This window comes from Streptomyces sp. NPDC046915, from assembly GCF_040644935.1.
GTDB lineage: Bacteria > Actinomycetota > Actinomycetes > Streptomycetales > Streptomycetaceae > Streptomyces.
In genome coordinates this window covers 216099-233368 of record NZ_JBEYXB010000007.1, presented here as the reverse complement: position 1 = coordinate 233368, position 17270 = coordinate 216099, and the positions used below count along the sequence as shown (strand labels likewise).

The 17270-nt window shown below is 73.1% G+C and carries 17 protein-coding genes; 5 read left to right on the top strand and 12 right to left on the bottom strand.

The features are described from left to right. Positions 1-47: 47 nt before the first annotated feature. The 5 genes from ABZ915_RS20070 to infC form a co-directional block, all read right to left on the bottom strand. On the bottom strand, positions 48-1196 hold the full coding sequence (locus ABZ915_RS20070; RefSeq protein WP_361804466.1) for an ATP-binding protein: 1149 nt from the start codon (positions 1194-1196) through the stop codon (positions 48-50). A 50-nt stretch (positions 1197-1246) separates the two neighbouring features. Next, positions 1247-2107 (bottom strand): RNA methyltransferase, encoded by an 861-nt coding sequence (locus ABZ915_RS20065; protein ID WP_361804463.1) that lies wholly within the window; start codon positions 2105-2107, stop codon positions 1247-1249. Positions 2108-2414: 307 nt separating this feature from the next. Continuing rightward, entirely contained in the window at positions 2415-2798 is a 384-nt protein-coding gene (gene rplT, locus ABZ915_RS20060) for a 50S ribosomal protein L20 (protein WP_006141703.1), read from the bottom strand. 98 nt (positions 2799-2896) lie between these two features. Next, a complete protein-coding gene (rpmI, locus tag ABZ915_RS20055) occupies positions 2897-3091 on the bottom strand; it encodes a 50S ribosomal protein L35 (RefSeq protein WP_004933563.1) in 195 nt (64 codons plus the stop codon). Positions 3092-3202: 111 nt separating this feature from the next. Next, complete coding sequence (infC, locus tag ABZ915_RS20050; RefSeq protein WP_361804461.1) at positions 3203-3901, bottom strand: translation initiation factor IF-3; 699 nt, start codon at positions 3899-3901, stop codon at positions 3203-3205. 345 nt (positions 3902-4246) lie between these two features. Between infC and ABZ915_RS20045 the strand changes: the two genes are divergently transcribed. After that, positions 4247-4615, top strand: coding sequence for a DUF1844 domain-containing protein (locus ABZ915_RS20045; RefSeq protein WP_361804458.1), 369 nt, complete (start codon positions 4247-4249; stop codon positions 4613-4615). A 40-nt stretch (positions 4616-4655) separates the two neighbouring features. Here ABZ915_RS20045 and ABZ915_RS20040 read toward each other — a convergent pair whose 3' ends face one another. After that, positions 4656-5387: an SseB family protein gene (locus ABZ915_RS20040; RefSeq protein WP_361804455.1), complete on the bottom strand. Its 732-nt coding sequence runs from the start codon at positions 5385-5387 to the stop codon at positions 4656-4658. Between the two features lie 150 nt (positions 5388-5537). Here ABZ915_RS20040 and ABZ915_RS20035 point away from each other — a divergent pair, with 150 nt between their 5' ends. After that, entirely contained in the window at positions 5538-6530 is a 993-nt protein-coding gene (locus tag ABZ915_RS20035; protein WP_361804452.1) for a serine hydrolase, read from the top strand. A gap of 47 nt (positions 6531-6577) precedes the next feature. On the opposite strand, the gene mycP is transcribed toward ABZ915_RS20035, so the two are convergent. Continuing rightward, positions 6578-7759, bottom strand: coding sequence for a type VII secretion-associated serine protease mycosin (gene mycP / locus ABZ915_RS20030; RefSeq protein WP_361804449.1), 1182 nt, complete (start codon positions 7757-7759; stop codon positions 6578-6580). Beyond that, positions 7756-9483, bottom strand: a complete 1728-nt coding sequence (locus ABZ915_RS20025; RefSeq protein WP_361804446.1) for a hypothetical protein — start codon at positions 9481-9483, stop codon at positions 7756-7758. The genes mycP and ABZ915_RS20025 overlap by 4 nt, the downstream gene beginning before the upstream one ends. Before the next feature lie 209 nt (positions 9484-9692). Here ABZ915_RS20025 and ABZ915_RS20020 point away from each other — a divergent pair, with 209 nt between their 5' ends. Then, entirely contained in the window at positions 9693-10895 is a 1203-nt protein-coding gene (locus tag ABZ915_RS20020; protein ID WP_361804444.1) for an amino acid deaminase/aldolase, read from the top strand. A gap of 37 nt (positions 10896-10932) precedes the next feature. On the opposite strand, the gene ABZ915_RS20015 is transcribed toward ABZ915_RS20020, so the two are convergent. The 3 genes from ABZ915_RS20015 to ABZ915_RS20005 are packed head-to-tail and all read right to left on the bottom strand — an operon-like array spanning position 10933 to position 14457. Then, entirely contained in the window at positions 10933-11715 is a 783-nt protein-coding gene (locus ABZ915_RS20015; protein WP_361804441.1) for a 3-oxoacyl-ACP reductase, read from the bottom strand. Positions 11716-11722: 7 nt separating this feature from the next. After that, entirely contained in the window at positions 11723-13087 is a 1365-nt protein-coding gene (locus ABZ915_RS20010; protein WP_361804438.1) for an aldehyde dehydrogenase family protein, read from the bottom strand. 11 nt (positions 13088-13098) lie between these two features. Continuing rightward, positions 13099-14457: a glutamine synthetase family protein gene (locus ABZ915_RS20005; RefSeq protein ID WP_361804435.1), complete on the bottom strand. Its 1359-nt coding sequence runs from the start codon at positions 14455-14457 to the stop codon at positions 13099-13101. A 116-nt stretch (positions 14458-14573) separates the two neighbouring features. Here ABZ915_RS20005 and ABZ915_RS20000 point away from each other — a divergent pair, with 116 nt between their 5' ends. Further along, positions 14574-15308 (top strand): FCD domain-containing protein, encoded by a 735-nt coding sequence (locus ABZ915_RS20000; RefSeq protein WP_361804432.1) that lies wholly within the window; start codon positions 14574-14576, stop codon positions 15306-15308. Positions 15309-15360: 52 nt separating this feature from the next. After that, positions 15361-16068 carry a gamma-glutamyl-gamma-aminobutyrate hydrolase family protein gene (locus ABZ915_RS19995; RefSeq protein WP_361804429.1) on the top strand — a complete coding sequence of 236 codons (708 nt, stop codon included), beginning with the start codon at positions 15361-15363 and terminating at the stop codon, positions 16066-16068. Here ABZ915_RS19995 and ABZ915_RS19990 read toward each other — a convergent pair. Next, positions 16048-17037 carry an aminoglycoside phosphotransferase family protein gene (locus ABZ915_RS19990; protein ID WP_361804426.1) on the bottom strand — a complete coding sequence of 330 codons (990 nt, stop codon included), beginning with the start codon at positions 17035-17037 and terminating at the stop codon, positions 16048-16050. The two genes, ABZ915_RS19995 and ABZ915_RS19990, sit on opposite strands and share 21 nt — an antisense overlap. Between the last annotated feature and the right edge of the window lie 233 nt (positions 17038-17270).

The window sequence follows — 17270 nt, the reverse complement described above, 5'->3', positions numbered from 1 at the left end:
GGCCGAGTCTAACGGGGTCGGGGAACGCGGATGCGCCCGCGGGCGGCTCAGGCGAGATACGCCGGGGCGCCCACGGGCAACGTAAATCGGAACTCGGCGCCGCCGCCGGGGGCGCGGCCGACCGTGATAGTGCCGCCGTGGGCCTCGACGATGCCCTTGACGATGTAGAGCCCGAGGCCGGTGCCGCCGCGCTTGCTGCCCCGCCAGAAGCGGGTGAAGACGCGGTTCATGGACTCCTCCGGGATGCCGGGCCCTTCGTCGCTCACCGTGACCGACGTGGCTGCGTTCTCGCCGTCCTCGCCCTCGCGCGGGGATGCCGAGGGCGTCACGTCAATGGTGACGGTTCCCTCGCCGTGCCGCACCGCATTTTCGATGAGGTTGCTGAGCACCTGGTCGACCTTGTCGGGGTCGGCCCAGAGGGCGGGCAGCGGCTGCTCGATGCGGAGCAGGAAGCGGTCGGCGGGCTGTCCGGCGGCTACGTAGGCCTGGATGTGCCGCCCGACGGCGGCGCCTATGTCCACGAGCTGGCGGCGGACCTCCAGGCGCCCCGAGTCGATGCGCGAGATGTCGAGCAGCTCGGCGATGAGCCGGGTGACCCGGTCGGCGTCCGCGTCGACGGTCTCCAGCATCAGCCGCTTCTGGTCGTCCGTGAACCGCTCCCACTTGGCGAGCAGGGTGGCGGTGAAGCCCTTGACGGAGGTGAGCGGGGAGCGCAGCTCGTGGGCGACGGTGGCGATCAGCTCGGCGTGACTGCGTTCGGTGCGGCGGCGGGCCTCGGTGTCGCGGAGGGTGACGACGACGCGGCGGACGGGTCCGGTGGGTTCGGCGCGCACGTAGCGGACGGAGACGAGGACCTCCCGGACGCCGGGGAGCAGGAGGTTGCGCTCGGGCTGCCGGACCCGGATGGCGAGCCCGCCGTAGGGGTCGGTGAGCTGCCACCAGCGCCGTCCCTCCAGGTCCTCTAAGGGCAGGGCCTTCTCCAGACGCTGTCCGAGGGCGTCGGCGGCGCGGACCGCGGTGATGCGCTCGGCGGCGGCGTTGAAGCAGATGACCCGGCCGTCCTCGTCGGCGACGACGAGACCGTCGGGCAGGTCGTCCGGGTCGATGCCGAGCTCGGTGAGGTCGGCGTGCCGGGACGCGGGTGTGCGTCGCACGTCCCGCCCTTCCGGCGCCGTGCTGGTGCCGACGACACTCATCCCCGTACCCCACCTCTCAGACGGCGCAGGGCCCCGAGCTGGTCACCCTACTAGCTGTGGGTGACGGAGCGGCACCCTCCGGAGGCGCGCTGCGCACGGGCTGACGCGTAGAGACATACGGCGGCGGCGGTGGCGAGGTTCAGACTCTCGGCCTTTCCGTGGATCGGGACGCGCACGACGGCGTCCGCGAGCGCGCGGGTCTCCTCCGGGAGCCCCCAGGCCTCGTTTCCGAACACCCATGCGGTGGGGCCGCCCATGGTGCCCTTGTCGAGTTCGTCGTCGAGATCGCGGTCACCGGCGCCGTCCGCGGCGAGGATGCGGACACCGGCGCTCTTCAGTCCCGCCACGGCCTGCTCGACGGGCACGCCCACGGCGACGGGCAGGTGGAACAGCGAGCCCACGGAGGCGCGGACGGCCTTCGGGTTGTACAGGTCGACGGAGGCGTCGGTGAGGATCACGGCCTCGGCGCCGGCCGCGTCGGCACACCGGAGTACGGTCCCGGCGTTGCCCGGGTCCCGTACATGGGCGAGCACGGCGACGAGCTTGGGCCGGGCTGCGAGGACGTCCTCGAAGGACGTGTCCAGGAACCGGCAGACCCCGACCAGCCCCTGTGGGGTGACGGTGGTGGAGATGTCGGCGATGACGTCCTCGGCGGCGAGGTGCACACGGGCCCCGACGTCCCGGGCCGCTCCGACGATGTCGGCGTACCGTTCCGCGGCCTCGACCGTGGCGAACAGCTCGACCAGCGTGGGCGTGCCGTCCACGTGATGCCCGGCAGCCTCCCTGACGGCCTGCGGCCCCTCCGTGAGGAACAGCCGGTCCTTCCCCCGGAAGTTCCGCTTGCCGAGCCGCCGCGCGGCAGCCACACGTGCGGAACGGGGTGAGATCAGCTCGGGGGTGGCGGGGGGCATGGGTTCACCTTCGGATGTTCACGAGTGCTGGTCGGTGCCGGTTCGCTGCGGCGCCTCTTCGCCGCCGCGACGGCGCTCGGCCACGACGGCGGTTTTCGGCGGTGCCGAACCCGGCGTTGCGACGCGCAGCGGGTCGAGGTCACCGCAGAGGGACGCTCACCGGCGCTGGCCGGGTGCCGCTGCGCCCACCCGTGCCGCCCCAGCGGCACGACTGCCCGCAGCGGCGGCGCGGCTTGCCGCAAGCGCAGGACCCGCAGGCTCGTAGCCTGCGGGTCCTGTAGTCACGTTGGCTGAGGCCAGCGCAGCGTCACGCGGCCTTCGGCGCGTTGACGTCCGACGGCAGCGCCTTCTGCGCGACCTCGACGAGCGCGGCGAACGCGTTCGCGTCGTTGACGGCCAGCTCGGCCAGGATCTTGCGGTCGACCTCGACGTTCGCGGCCTTCAGACCCTGGATGAAGCGGTTGTACGTGATGCCGTTGGCGCGGGCAGCGGCGTTGATGCGCTGGATCCACAGCTGACGGAAGTCACCCTTGCGCTTCTTGCGGTCGTTGTAGTTGTAGACCAGCGAGTGGGTGACCTGCTCCTTGGCCTTGCGGTACAGACGCGAACGCTGACCGCGGTAGCCGGAAGCCTGCTCGAGGATCGCCCGGCGCTTCTTGTGGGCGTTGACTGCCCGCTTGACGCGTGCCACTTGTTAACTCCTTGTAGCGGGGCCGTGGGGGTACTCACACGACCCGGAAACGATTGGGTCCCGGTCCAGACGTACGGCGCTCGGTCGGCGCCGCCACGTCACTTGCCGAGAAGCTTCTTGATCTTCGCGGCGTCGCCCGGGGCCATCTCGGCGTTGCCGGTGAGGCGACGCGTCACGCGGGACGACTTGTGCTCGAGCAGGTGGCGCTTGCCGGCGCGCTCACGGAGCACCTTGCCGGAGCCGGTGACCTTGAAGCGCTTGCTGGCACCGCTGTGCGACTTGTTCTTCGGCATAGCGCCGTTCTCTCCTCGTCGGTGGCGCTCCGATGCCCGGTCGCGAAAACCGGGCACGGTGGAGCGTCGTTCTTGTATCGGTTACGTCCTGGGGACTCGCGTCCCCCGGGATCACGCCTCGGCAGGTGCCTCGGACGGCGCCTCGACCTCGGACGGCGCCTCGACCTCGGCCTCGGCCTCCGCCTCGGCAGGGTTCTGCGACCGACCGGGGTTGGCCTTCGCTTCCGCCTTGCGGGCTTCCTGCGCCTGCCTGGCCTCGGCCATCGCCTCGGTCTTCTTCTTGTGCGGACCGAGAACCATGATCATGTTTCGGCCGTCCTGCTTCGGGTTCGACTCGACGAAACCGAGGTCCTGGACGTCCTCCGCGAGACGCTGCAGCAGTCGGTAGCCCAGCTCGGGCCGGGACTGCTCGCGACCACGGAACATGATCGTGATCTTGACCTTGTCGCCCTGCTTGAGGAACCGGACGACGTGACCCTTCTTGGTGTCATAGTCGTGCGGGTCGATCTTCGGCCGGAGCTTCATCTCCTTGATGACCGTGTGCGCCTGGTTCTTGCGCGCCTCACGGGCCTTCATGGCCGACTCGTACTTGAACTTCCCGTAGTCCATGAGCTTGCACACGGGCGGACGGGCGTTCGCCGCGACCTCGACCAGGTCCAGGTCGTACTCCTGCGCAAGCTCCAGTGCCTTGGCCAGGGGGACGATGCCCACCTGCTCGCCACTGGGACCGACAAGTCGCACCTCGGGAACGCGAATCCGGTCGTTGATGCGGGGCTCGGCGCTGATGGATCCTCCTCGGTAGCACCACACGGCGGTCTGGCGGACAGCCGCGTAACGTCTTTAGCGTTAAGACCTAACCGCGCCGAAGCACAAAAAATGCCCCGGACGATCACAGGCGGGGCTCCAATGACTACCGGAGCACCGTCGCGGTGAACGCGGGGCGCACTTTCGGGCGACTCCATCGTCCGTACGGAACGATGGTGGCCGCCTGACCGGGGTGACCTGCCGTCCCGGAGGGCGGTCAGGTGGGAGATCGGAGCCTCCACTTGTGGGCCGGACACGGTGATGTCCAGCCGGTCGTTACACAAGGTTAGCAGCAACCATGGGGAAGGGCTAATCGGGAAGGCGCCGCACGCGACCGCTTATCGTGTGGGCATGAGTGAGACCTCCCCCTCCGGCCCCGCCGAGCAGCCCGACTTCGACGAGATGACCCGCGACATCGCCGAGGTTCCCGCGGTCGAGGTGATCGTGACGGTCGCCGTCAACCTGATGAGCGCCGCCGCCGTGAAGCTGGGCCTGACCGAGGAGGGCGACAAGTACAAGGACCTGGACGAGGCCCGCAAGCTGGTGACCGCCCTCGCCGGTCTGCTGGACGCGAGCACCACCGAGATCAGCTCGTTCCACGCGGCGCCGCTGCGCGACGGCCTGAAGTCGTTGCAGCTGGCGTTCCGCGAGGCGTCGCTCGTCCCGGACGAGCCGGGCCAGGGCCCCGGCGAGAAGTACACCGGCCCGGTCTACCGCTAGTCCGGCTCGCGCGGGTTCATCCGCGTACGAGCGCGTACGTTCACCCGCGTACGAACAAGGGCTCGCCCGGAGGCGTCGTCCCGGCCGGCAGCAGTGCCAGGTCGAGACCGCGCACCAGGCGGGCCCTGAGTGTGTCGTCGGCGGCCAGGCGCCGGGCGACCGCGCGTGCGGCCTCGTCGGGGGCGGCGGCCGGGTCGAGCACCAGCGCGAGGGTGCCGTCCGCCCGGCCGGGGCCGAGGTGGGCGCGGAGTACGGCGGGTTCGGCGGCGACGGCGGTGCGCACGGCCTCGACGACGGCCGGGTCGGCCAGCGGGTCGGTCGTCGTACGGCCCTCGGCCAGCGCGAGCAGCGCGGGGCCCGTCAGCTCGAAGGGCACCGGACCGGACATGTCCAGCACGATCGTGTCCGCCTTCTCGTGCGCGGCGGCCTGGAGAGCCTGGTGCAGGGGTACGGCGACGGGCCGGGCCCCCGCGTCCCAGCGGGCCAGCGAGTCGGTGGAGGTGAAGGCGGGCAGGGCGGTGCGGGAACCGGCCTTCAAGGTCGGCACGGCCATGTCGCTGGTCTTCTCGCGGCGCAGCCCGTTCTCGTCCTCCTCGACCTCGCCCAGTACCGCCACCACCGGAACCAGCAGCCGCGCGCCCTTGAGTGCCTCCAGGACGGGTCCGACGGCGCCGCGGTCCTCGGCCCACGCGGCCAGCGCGGCGCTCAGCCGGGGGTCGGCGGAGCCGTCGTCGTCGGAGAAGCCGGGGTCGGGAATGTTCTTGTTCGCCACGGTCACCGACCCTATAGGGGGGAAGCTGCTGGGCTTGTGCGGCCCCTGAAACCCCGCGGTCACGGCTTTCACAGGAATCTCAGTGTTCCCTGACGCGGTTCTCACTTCCGTCTAACCCGGCGCACAGTCCCCGCCCCGAGCATCGCGGGCATGGAGTCCTCCAGAGCCGGCCGACGCCGGCGCGCCCGCCCGTCCCGGCGCCGTCCGCTCCTCTACACCGCGCTCGCCGCCGTCGCCGTGGTCGGCGGCACGGCCGCGGGGACCGTGTATGTGAAGGCGCGGGCGCAACCCGGCCCCGTATCCTCGGCGGCGTCGCCGTCGCCCTCCTCCTCGGCCTCGGCGAGCGGGGAGGCATCGGTGGAACCCGTGGCGGAGCCGTCGGCGGACCGCGAGGCGCGGCTGACGAAGGCCATGAAGACGGTCGGCGTGCCCGCGGCCGCGAAGGTGTCGACGGCCGTGCTGGACCTGGACTCCGGTGCGAGCGCCTCGTACGGCGACGCCCTCTTCGACACGGCGAGCATCGTCAAGGTCGACATCCTGGCGACGCTGCTGTTGCAGGCCCAGGACGCGGGCCGGCATCTCACGGCGACGGAGAAGGCGTACGCCACGAAGATGATCGCGAACAGCGACAACGACTCCGCGACAGCCCTGTGGCACGCCGTCGGGACGGCGGACGGGCTCGACGCGGCGAACAAGCGGTTCGGGCTCACGGACACCACGGGCGGCGACGGCGAGCTGTGGGGGCTGACCCAGACCACCGCGGCGGACCAACTCGTTCTGCTCCAGCAGGTGTTCGGGGAGGACTCGAAGCTGAGCGAGGCCTCGCGGGCGTATGTCCAGGGGCTGATGAAGGCCATCGAGCCGGACCAGGACTGGGGTGTCTCCGCGGCGGCCGACGGCTCCGCGTGGGCGCTGAAGAACGGCTGGCTGGCCCGCAGCACGACCGGCCTCTGGGACGTCAACAGCATCGGGCGCGTCACGGCGGGCGGCGACCACTACCTGGTCGCCGTGCTGTCGAACGGCAACGCCGACCAGGCGACGGGCATCTCACTGGTCGAGGCGGCGGCGAAGGCGGCGGTGTCGGTGTTCACCGGGGACGACGCCACGTCGCCGGCCTCGTCCACGGCGTCCGAGCAGGGGTGACGGGCGGCGGGCTCAGCAGCCGTACAGCCGCCTAGCCGTACAGCCGCCTAGCCGTCCAACCGTCCTGGGTCCCGCTCCTCGCGGCGGCGCCGCCACAGGACGCCCGCCGCCACCAGGAGCACCCCGCCGGTGCTGCCGGCCAGCGGTCCCGCCCAGCTGGACGCGCCGCCGGTGGCCTCGGCGCTGTCCGGGCCCGAGCCGAAGTACTTCTCGCCGTGGGACGCGGCCCGTATGCCCTCCGGCTCGAGGCTCGCGGCGGCCTTGATGGCGGCCGCGGGGTCGATCATGCCGAAGCCGCGGGAGTCGTCGCGGCCGCCGCTGGGGGCGTCCCGGGCGGTGTCTTCGAGCAGCTTCTTCGTCTGGGCCGGGGTCAGGCCGGGGTGGGCGGCCTTGACCAGCGCGACGGCGCCGGAGACGAAGGCGGAGGCCGCGCTCGTCCCCCACCCCTCGTAGTACTTGTGGTCCGGGTCGGCGATGACGACGTCGACGCCGGGGGCACTGACCGTCGCGTACCAGCGGCGGGTGGAGAAGTCGGCGCGGGTGCCGTAGCGGTCGACGGCGGTCGCGGCGATGACGCCCGGGTAGGCGGCCGGGTAGGAGATGTGGTCGCCCTTCTTGCCGCCGTTGCCGGCCGAGGCGACGACCACGACGCCCTTGTTCAGGGCGTACTGGACGGCCTCGTCCTCGCTGGGTTCGGGGTGGGCGGAGGCGGAGTCGTCGCCGAGGGAGAGGTTGATGACGTCGACGCCCTGGTCGGCGGCCCAGCGGATGCCCTCGGCGAGGGCGTTGCCGCGGGTGGCGCGGGCCTTGCCGCGGGCGGAGTCGCCGTCCTCCAGGATCACGCGGACGGGGAGGATCTTCGCCTCGGGGGCGATGCCCATGACGCCGTCGCCGTTGCCGGGTCCGTGTCCGTGACCGGCGATGATGCCGGCCATCGCGGTGCCGTGCCGGGCCCAGGCGCGGTCGCCGCGCTGGGCGCCGAACTTGATCATGTCCTTGCCGGGCAGGACGTTGCCCACCAGGTCCGGGTGGTCGTCCTCGACGCCGGTGTCCAGGACGGCGACGGTGATGCCCTTGCCCTTGGTGGTGCGCCAGGCCTCCTGGGTGTGCATCGCCGACAGGGCCCACTGCTGGGCGCGGATGCCGTCGGCGTACGCCGCGGTGGACGGCAGGAGGGCGATCGAGCCGGCGAGGAGAAGGCTCAGGGCCGCACCGGTCCTACGGTTCATGAGGGGCTCTCCGAGGCCGAGCTGACGGTCTTGCGCAGGCGCCGTTCGATGCGGTCGGCCAGGCCCTGCGCCTCGTTGCCCAGTCCCGCCTGGGCGGGGGCCGAGGTGGCGCCGGAGCGTATGGCCTCCGCCGCGGGCTGCGGGTCGTCGACGGTGCGGCCGTCGGCCCAGCCGGAGACGGCGTAGGCGACCACCGGGGCGTCGGTGAGGACGGAGATGGACCAGGAGGCGCGCTGCTTGTCGCCGAAGGCCGCGGCGACGGTGCCCTTCGCGGCGTACGGGCGGGGCATCAGGTCGGTCCGGCCGCCGAGGCCCTCGCTCTGGAAGCGGCGGGCCAGGGAGCTCATGGCGGCCGGGTCGGCCTTGGTGAAGAGCAGGCCGACGGTGGTGACGTAGCTCTGGGTGGCGTCGGTGTAGGTGGCCCGCAGCAGCCGCCGGCAGCCGACGGGGGCGAGCGCCTTCCTGAGCAGCGGGTCGAAGGCGTCCGCGCAGCCGCTGTCCGGGGCGACGGCGATCCGCGTCCAGGTGCGGTCGGCGCCGCCGGGGCCCGCGCCGGTGCCCTCCACGGTGGGCGGGAAGAGGTCGTCGACGGGCACGCTGTGCCACAGGTCGGCGGCCGCGGCGTAGCCGGTCCCGGGCCCGGTGCTCCCGCCGTCCCCGGTGAGCCAACTCCCGGTCACCGCACCGCCGATGAGCCCGAGTCCGAGGACGAAACAGGCGGCGGCAGCGGCGGTGCGGGGCCCCACCCGCGCGCCCAGCGGCCGGGGCCGCCCGCGCTCGTCGTACCCCTCGGCCTGCCCGAACGTCACGACGGCCGGTACCGCCGCGCTCCAGGAGAGGGCCGGGTCGGGGGTCGGTACGGGCGCCGTCACGGTCGGGGTGCGCGTGTCCTGGGCGGCCGCGCGGGGCGTGTCACCACTCACCGCGTCGGGCTTCGTCGCCGACAGGATCCGGCGCAGCCGGGCAGTCGTCTCCGAGGGGGTTTCGGCCGGGGGGCGGGCCGGCCGGGGCGGCACGGTGGGGCGGTGACCGGGCCGGGACGGGATTCGGTCCGCCGCGGGGGTGCCGGTCTCGCGCGGCTCACGGCCTGCGGTCGGCGGGGCGTCGGGGAAGCGGGCGGAGGCGGGTGGGGGCGGGGCCGTGGGGGCCGGTGGGGCCGTCGGGCTGGGGTGCCGCGCCGCGAAGGCGGGACGGACATAGGGGAAATCGGGCCGCGAGCCCGGCCCGCCCGAGCCGGGACGGGTCGCCTTCCCGTCCCCCGGCGCACCGGAGTTCGGCCGCACCGGCGGACTCGGCCGACGCACGCCGGCAGGCGCCCCGCCGGTCGCCGTACGCGTGCCGGAGGAGCCGTCGCCGGCCACCGTACGCGCCCCCGCGGAGGCACCGCCGGTACCGCCCGCCACCCGCGACCCCGAAGCCGCGCCGCCGCCCGTCACCCGCGCACCCGAACCCGTGCTCCCGTCCACCGCACGCGAACCGGACGGAGCGCCACCGCTCGCCGGACGCGAAGCGGAGGGGCCGTCACCGGCCGGCGGACGCCCGGGTGAACCGGACGAAGCGTTGCCCGACGTCGGACGCGCGGCCGCAGGAGTGTCACCGGGCTCGGTGCGGCCGGGGGCCGCCTCGGCCGTCGCCGACTCCCCTTCCGGGGCGTCGGCGCCCGGCGGGGTGGGGTTGTGGGAGGGGCGTGGCGGGATGGGGGCGTGCCGCGCTTCCGTGCTCATGCACCCCCCGCTTCCTCGTGCCATTACGCATACCCGCACGCGTGGACCGGCATCCCGGTGCGGAGCAAGCGGCCGGGGTGGTTCCACTGTGCGTGTGCGCGTCACTCTACGGCTTGACCACGGTCGAACGGGAACCAGTCCACGAGCCCGGGGCTTCTGCCCGGAACGTCCCCCTACCCTGCGGTAATCCTGTCTGGCAGGCTTCGTGCATGACTGCGCGCGCCTCCGACCGGGCCCGTTACGACAGGGCCACCGCCCATCTCGACGCCCCTCTCGCGATCGTGGACCTGGACGCCTTCGACGCCAACGCGGACGATCTCGTCCGGCGGGCCGGCGGCAAGCCGATCCGCGTGGCCAGCAAGTCCGTGCGCTGCCGGGCCCTGCTGGAGCGGGTGCTGGCGAAGGACGGGTTCGCCGGCATCATGTCGTTCACGCTGGCCGAGTCCCTGTGGCTCGCCCGCTCCGGCTTCGACGACGTGCTGCTCGCCTACCCGTCCGTCGACCGGACCGGTTACGCGGAGCTGGCCGGCGATCCCAAGCTCGCCGCCGCCGTCACGGTGATGATCGACGACCTCGCCCAGCTGGATCTGATCGACGCCGCCCGTGCCGGTGGCCGTGAAGTGGTGCGGGTCTGCCTGGAGTTGGACACCTCGCTGAAGCTGCTCGGCGGGCGGGTGCGGGTGGGGGCGCGCCGTTCGCCGCTGCACTCCCCCGCCCAGGTGGCCGACCTGGCGCGGGCCGTGAGCCGGCGGCCGGGTTTCCGGCTGGTGGGGATCATGGCGTACGAGGGGCACATCGCCGGGGTCGGGGACGCGGTCGCGGGCCGCCCCTTCCGGTCCCGCGCCGTCCGGTTGATGCAGGCCACCGCCCGCCGGGAACTCGCCGAGCGGCGGGCCGCGGTGGTGCGGGCGGTCCGGGCGGTGGCGCCCGAGCTGGAGTTCGTCAACGGCGGTGGCACGGGCAGTGTGCAGCACACCGCGGCGGAATCCTCCGTCACGGAGATCGGGGCCGGTTCGGGGCTGTACGTGCCGCGCCTGTTCGACAACTACACCTCGTTCACCGGCCGCCCCGCCGCCCTCTTCGCCATGCCGGTGGTACGGCGGCCGGGGGTGGGCGTCGTCACCGTGCTCGGCGGCGGCTATCCCGCCTCCGGCGCTCCTGGCCCCGACCGGCTGCCGGTGCCGTACCTGCCGGAGGGACTGCGGTACGACCCTCAGGAGGGGCCCGGCGAGGTGCAGACCCCGCTGCTCGGCTCGCCCGCCGACGACCTGCTGATCGGCGACAAGGTGTGGTTCCGGCACGCGAAGGCCGGTGAGCTGTGCGAGCGGTTCGACGTCCTGCACCTGATCGAGGGGGACGCGGTGACGGCCACGGCGCCGACGTACCGGGGCGAGGGCCACACGTTCCTGTGACCCGCGCCCCGGTATGCCGGGAACGCCCGGTGACGTCCTAGAGCGGGGTGACGTACGCGCCCGAGATCCCGCCGTCCACCAGGAAGTCGGTGGCGTTGACGAAGGAGGAGTCGTCGCTGGCCAGGAAGGCGACGGCGGCGGCGATCTCCTCGGCCTCGGCGAACCGGCCGACCGGGATGTGCACCAGGCGGCGGGCGGCCCGCTCGGGGTCCTTGGCGAACAGCTCTTGGAGGAGGGGCGTGTTGACCGGGCCCGGGCAGAGGGCGTTGACGCGGATGCCCTCCCGGGCGAACTGCACGCCCAGTTCGCGGGACATGGCGAGGACGCCGCCCTTGGAGGCGGTGTAGGAGATCTGCGAGGTGGCCGCGCCCATGCGGGCGACGAAGGACGCGGTGTTGATGATGGAGCCCCTGCCCTGGCTGCGCATGTAGGGGATGGCGGCCTTGCAGCACAGGTAGACGGAGGTGAGGTTGACCTCCTGGACGCGCTTCCAGGCCTCCAGGCCCGTCTCCAGGATGGAGTCGTCGTCCGGCGGGGAGATGCCGGCGTTGTTGAAGGCGATGTCGACGCTGCCGTAGGTGTCGTGGGCGGCCTTGAAGAGGGCCTCGACCTGCTCGGGGTCGGTGACGTCGACCTTCACGAAGAGTCCGCCGACCTCCTCGGCGGCGGCCTTGCCCCGGGTCTCGTCCACGTCGCCGCACACGACGTGCGCGCCCTCGGAGGCGAGCCGGCGTGCGGTGGCGAGGCCGATGCCGCTGCCGGCTCCGGTGACGACGGCGGTGCGGCCGACCAGGCGGCGGCAAATGTTGTCTGCGGTCATGTGCGGCTCAGGCCTCCGTGCTGATGAAGACGTTCTTGGTTTCGGTGAAGGCGGTCAGGGCCTCGGGCCCGAGTTCGCGGCCGAGGCCGGACTGCTTGAATCCGCCGAACGGGGTCCAGTAGCGGACGCTGGAGTGGGAGTTGACGGACAGGTTGCCCGCGCGGACGGCCTGGGAGACGCGCAGCGCGCGGCCGACGTCGCGGGTCCAGACGGAGCCGGAGAGGCCGTACGGGGTGTCGTTGGCGAGGCGGATCGCGTCCTGCTCGTCGGTGAAGGGCAGGAGGACGGCGACCGGGCCGAAGATCTCCTCGCGGGCCGCGGCGGAGTCGGGCCGTTCGCCGGTGAGCACGGTCGGCGGGAACCAGAAGCCGGGCCCGTCCGGTGCGCTGCCGCGCAGGGCAGGGGCGGCTTCGGGGACGTAGGACCGTACGCGGTCGAGCTGCTGACGGGAGATCAGCGGGCCCATCCCGGTCCTCTCGTCGGCCGGGTCGCCCACGACCACGGCGGCCAGCGCGTCGGCGAGGAAGTCGCGGGCCGCGTCGTACACCGTCTCCTGGACGAGGATGCGGGTGCGGGCGCAGCAGTCCTGGCCGGAGTTGTCCAGGAAGGAGAAGGGGTCGAGGGCGGACTTGAGGTCGGCGTCGGCGAAGACGATGTTCGGGCTCTTGCCGCCGAGTTCCAGGGTGACCGGCTTGACCAGCCGGGCGCAGCGCTCCATGACCTCGCGGCCGGTGCGGGTCGAGCCGGTGAACACGATCTTGGCGACGTCGGGGTGGTCGACCAGGGCGCGTCCCGCGGTGTGGCCGTACCCGGGGAGCACCTGGAACAGGTGCTCGGGCAGGCCCGCCTCCAGGGCCAGTTCGGCCAGGCGGAGGGCGGTGAGCGGGGTGGTCTCGGCGGGTTTGAGGACGACGGCGTTGCCCGCGGCCAGGGCCGGGAAGGAGCCCCAGGCGGCGATGGGCATGGGGAAGTTCCAGGGGGCGATCACGCCGACGACGCCGAGGGGTTCGTGGAAGGTGACGTTCCAGCCGCCGGGGGCCGGGATCTGCCTGCCGAGCAGGCGTTCGGCGCCGCCGGCCGCGTACAGCAGCAGGTCGCGGGCGTTGCCGGCCTCCCAGCGGGCGTTGCCGACGGTGTGGCCGGCCTCGCGGACCTCCAGCAGGGCCAGTTCCTCGACATGGGCGTCGACGGTGTCGGCGAAGCGGCGCAGCAGCCGGGTCCGGTCGGCGGGCGGGAGGGCGGCCCACCGCGTCTGGACCCGCGCGGCGCGTACGACGGCGGCGTCCACGTCCTCCGCCGTGGCGGCGGGGACGGTGGCGACGACCTCCTCGGTGGCGGGGTTGAGGACCTTCAGCTCGTGCGGGTCGGACACGTGATGACCTTTCACATGCGTTCGAAGGAGCGGCGCAGCTCCCAGTCGGTGACCGCGGCGTCGAAGGCGTCGAGTTCGACGCGCGCCATGTTGCGGTAGTGCGCGACGACCTCGTCGCCGAAGGCGGCCCGCGCGATCGGGCTGTTCTCCCAGAGATCGGCGGCTTCCCGCAGGGTGGTGGGCACGTGCGCGAAGTCGGCGGTGTAGGCGTTGCCGGGGCAGGCGTCGGGCAGTTCCAGCTTCTGCTCGATGCCGTACAGCCCCGCCGCCACCAGTCCCGCCACCGCCAGGTGCGGGTTGACGTCGCCGCCGGGCAGCCGGTTCTCGAAGCGCAGGGAGCGGCCGTGGCCGACGACCCTGAGGGCGCAGGTGCGGTTGTCGTGGCCCCAGGCGACCGCGGTGGGCGCGAAGGACCCGGACTGGAAGCGCTTGTAGGAGTTGATGTTCGGGGCGTAGAGCAGGGAGAAGTCGCGGAGCGCGGCGAGCTGTCCGGCGAGGAAGTGGCGCATGACCTCGGACATCCCCTCGGGTCCGGCCATCGCGTTGGTGCCGTCGGCGTCGGCGAGGGAGAGGTGGATGTGGCAGGAGTTGCCCTCGCGCTCGTTGTACTTGGCCATGAAGGTGAGGGACATGCCCTCCTGGGCGGCGATCTCCTTGGCGCCTGTCTTGTAGATGGCGTGCTGGTCGCAGGTGACGAGGGCCTCGTCGTAGCGGAAGGCGATCTCGTGCTGGCCGGGGTTGCACTCGCCCTTGGCGGACTCGACGGTCAGGCCGGCGCCGGCCATCTCGTTGCGGATGCGGCGCAGCAGCGGCTCGATGCGGCCGGTGCCGAGGACCGAGTAGTCGATGTTGTACTGGTTGGCGGGGGTGAGCCCGCGGTAGCCGGCGTCCCAGGCCTGTTCGTAGGTGTCCTTGAAGACGATGAACTCCAGCTCGGTGCCGACCTGCGCGGTGTAGCCGAGCTCGGCGAGCCGGTCCAACTGCCGGCGCAGTATCTGTCGCGGGGCGGCCACCACCGGGGAGCCGTCGTTCCAGGCGAGGTCGGCGATCAGCATGGCCGTGCCCTCGTTCCAGGGGACGCGGCGGAGGGTGGACAGGTCGGGGTGCATGGCGAAGTCGCCGTACCCGCGGTCCCAGGAGGACATGGCGTAGCCGTCGACGGTGTTCATCTCGGTGTCGACGGCGAGGAGGTAGTTGCAGCCCTCGGTGCCGTGCTGGAGGACCTCTTCGAGGAAGAAGCGGGCGGCGAACCGCTTGCCCTGGAGCCGCCCTTGCATGTCGGGGAAGGCCAGGACGACAGTGTCGATCTCACCGCCTGCGACGAGGGCGTGCAGTTCCTCGACGCCGAGCGGGGGTGTGCGGTCTGCCACGGGAGAGCCTCCTCAGGCTTCTTCGCGCTCTTTCGCGCTTCTTCGCGCTTCTTCGGCCGGGCCGGGAGCCATAAGGTATTGCCGAGAACCATTGCTTGGGAAGGGGGCGCGGCCGGATGTCAGTGGATGCCGACGGCGGTCTCGGCGACCGGCTCACGCCGGTGCTGCGGCCGGTGCGGGCGGGCAACGGCTTCGAGGAGGCGCTGGAGCAGATCCTCCAGGTGGTCCGGCTCGGCCTGGTGCCGGGCGGGGATCGGCTGCCCGCCGAGCGGGAACTGGCGGAGCGGCTGGGCATCAGCCGGGTGACGCTGCGCGAGGTGCTGAAGGTGCTCCAGGACCAGGGCCTGGTGGAGTCCCGGCGCGGGCGGTACGGCGGCACGTTCGTGCTGCCGCGCACGGACGTGGGCGGCGAGGACGAGTTGCGGCGGCGGATCGCCGAGGTCGACATCGAGGACGTGCTCCGCTTCCGTGAGGTGCTGGAGGTGGGCGCGGCCGGGCTGTGCGCCGCGCACGGGCTGACCGGTGCGCAGGCGGACCGGCTGCGCGGGGCGCTGGCCCGTACGCACGACGCGCCGCTCGCCGACTACCGCCGGCTGGACACCCTGCTCCACCTCACGCTGGCCGAGCTGTGCGGCTCGCCGAGCCTGACCGCGCGGTACGCGGCGGTCCGGGCGACGGTGAACGACCTGCTGGACTGCATCCCGCTGCTGGTCCGCAACCTGGAGCACTCTCAGCGGCAGCACACCGCGCTCGTCGAGGCGGTGCTGGAAGGGGACGCGGACGGGGCGCGGGAGATGATGCGGGAGCACTGCGCGGGGACGGCGGCGCTGCTGCGGGGCTTTCTGGCCTGAGCGGGCTCTGCAAAGGTGTGCACGTGAACCATTGGATCGCTGGGAGGCCCGCGTGACCGGACGACCGCTGATCGGTGTGAGCACGTACCTGGAGACGGGGGCGCGCTGGGGCGTCTGGGAGCTGGAGGCCGCCCTGCTGCCCGCCGCCTATCCGCGTCTGGTGCAGCGCGCCGGAGGACTGGCCGCGATGCTCCCGCCGGACGACCCCGCGCACGCGGCGGCCACGGTGGCCCGGCTGGACGGCCTGGTCGTCGCGGGCGGCCCGGACGTGGACCCCGCCCGCTACGGTGCCGAACGCTCCCCGCGCACGGGCCCGCCCGCGCCCGAGCGGGACGCCTGGGAACTCGCCCTGATCGACGCGGCGCTGGCCGCGCGCGTTCCGCTGCTCGGCGTCTGCCGGGGCATGCAGCTGCTGAACGTGGCCCTCGGCGGCACGCTCGTGCAGCACCTCGACGGGCACGCGGAGGTGGTCGGCGTGTTCGGCGGCCACCCGGTCAAGCCGGTTCCGGGCACCCTGTACGCCGAGGCCGTGCCGGAGGAGACGACCGTGCCGACCTACCACCACCAGGCCGTGGACCGCCTCGGCGAGGGCCTCGTCCCCTCGGCGTACGCGGCCGACGGCACGGTGGAGGCCCTGGAACTGCCGTCCGCCGGCTGGGTGCTGGGCGTGCAGTGGCATCCGGAGATGGGCGAGGACCTCCGGGTCGTACGGGCGCTGATCCGGGCGGCGTCCGGCTCGTCAGCCCCGCAGCGCACCTGAGCCTGCGGCGAGCCGCTTCCTGAGCCACGTCAGGGCCGCCTCTCCCTGCGCCCGCTGGAAGGCACGGACCGTGGGGATGCCCGGGGGCGGGGGCTGGAGCGAGTGGCTCAGGAAGTAGCCGGTGAGGGCGGCCAGGGTGGCGGTGACCGCGGCCGGATCGGCGTCCCGGCCCACCGGATGCGCGGTGAACAGCTCCTCCGGATCCGGTCCGGCCTGGGCCCGCACGCACGGCAGCATCACCAGCAGGTCGAACCACGGCGCGGCGCGCACGGCGTGCGGCCAGTCGACGAAGACGACGCCGTGGCCGTTCTCCTCGCCGGTGAGGAGGATGTTGTCGGCACGCAGGTCGCCATGGGCGAGCGTCTCACCGGACGCGGCCCCGGGCCAGGCGTCGGCCAGCTCGGCGAGCTCGGGCAGCCGGGAGACGGCCCACGGGTCGAGCCGCCCGGTGACATCGCCCTGTGCCCCGTCGAGCAGTTGCCGCCAGCCGCCGAAGCCGCCGGCCATCGCTTCGGCGACGGGCGGGGCGGCGACCGGCGACGGGGTGAGGCCGCGGCTCAGCTCGCCGACGGCGTCGAGGACCAGCCGCAGCTCGGCCGGCCGCCACGGGACGTGGGGCTGGTGCCCGGCGACGTCCTCGAAGACGAGGGCGACCCAGGTGCCGTCGCCGTACGTGCCGAGCAGGCGGGGCGCGGGCACGGTCGCCGGGAGGGCGGCGGCGTTGCGGGCCTCGGCGCTGTGCATGGACGGGCTGTGCGGGTTGGCGTCCGCGCTGACCGCCTTCACGAAGGCCCGCCGGCCCCCGGCGGTACGGACCCGGGCGGCCACACCGGGCGAGAAGCCCCCCGGCTGGGTCACGGCGTCCACCACAGCCGCCCCGAGCAGCTCGGCGACGGCGTCCGTGACGGCCTCGGGAAGTCCTTCCCAGGGAGTACGGACGCCGGTGGCGGGCGGGGCGGTGGAGGCCATGCGGGCCATGGTGGCGAGTGCCAACGCGGCCGCGCCAACGGTTTTCCACCGGGGGTGCGCCGGCGGACTCACCCTCGTCTGCCGGTGCGCCCCGCCCACGCCTCGCCTGCGTTCGCCCAGGAAGGCGAGGACCTGCTGCCCGGCCGTGGCGCGCACCGCGCGGACGTCACCGTCGGGGCGAACGCGGGCGGCATCGCGCCGCTGACCGCGCGGAGGGATGGCATCCCTCCGGC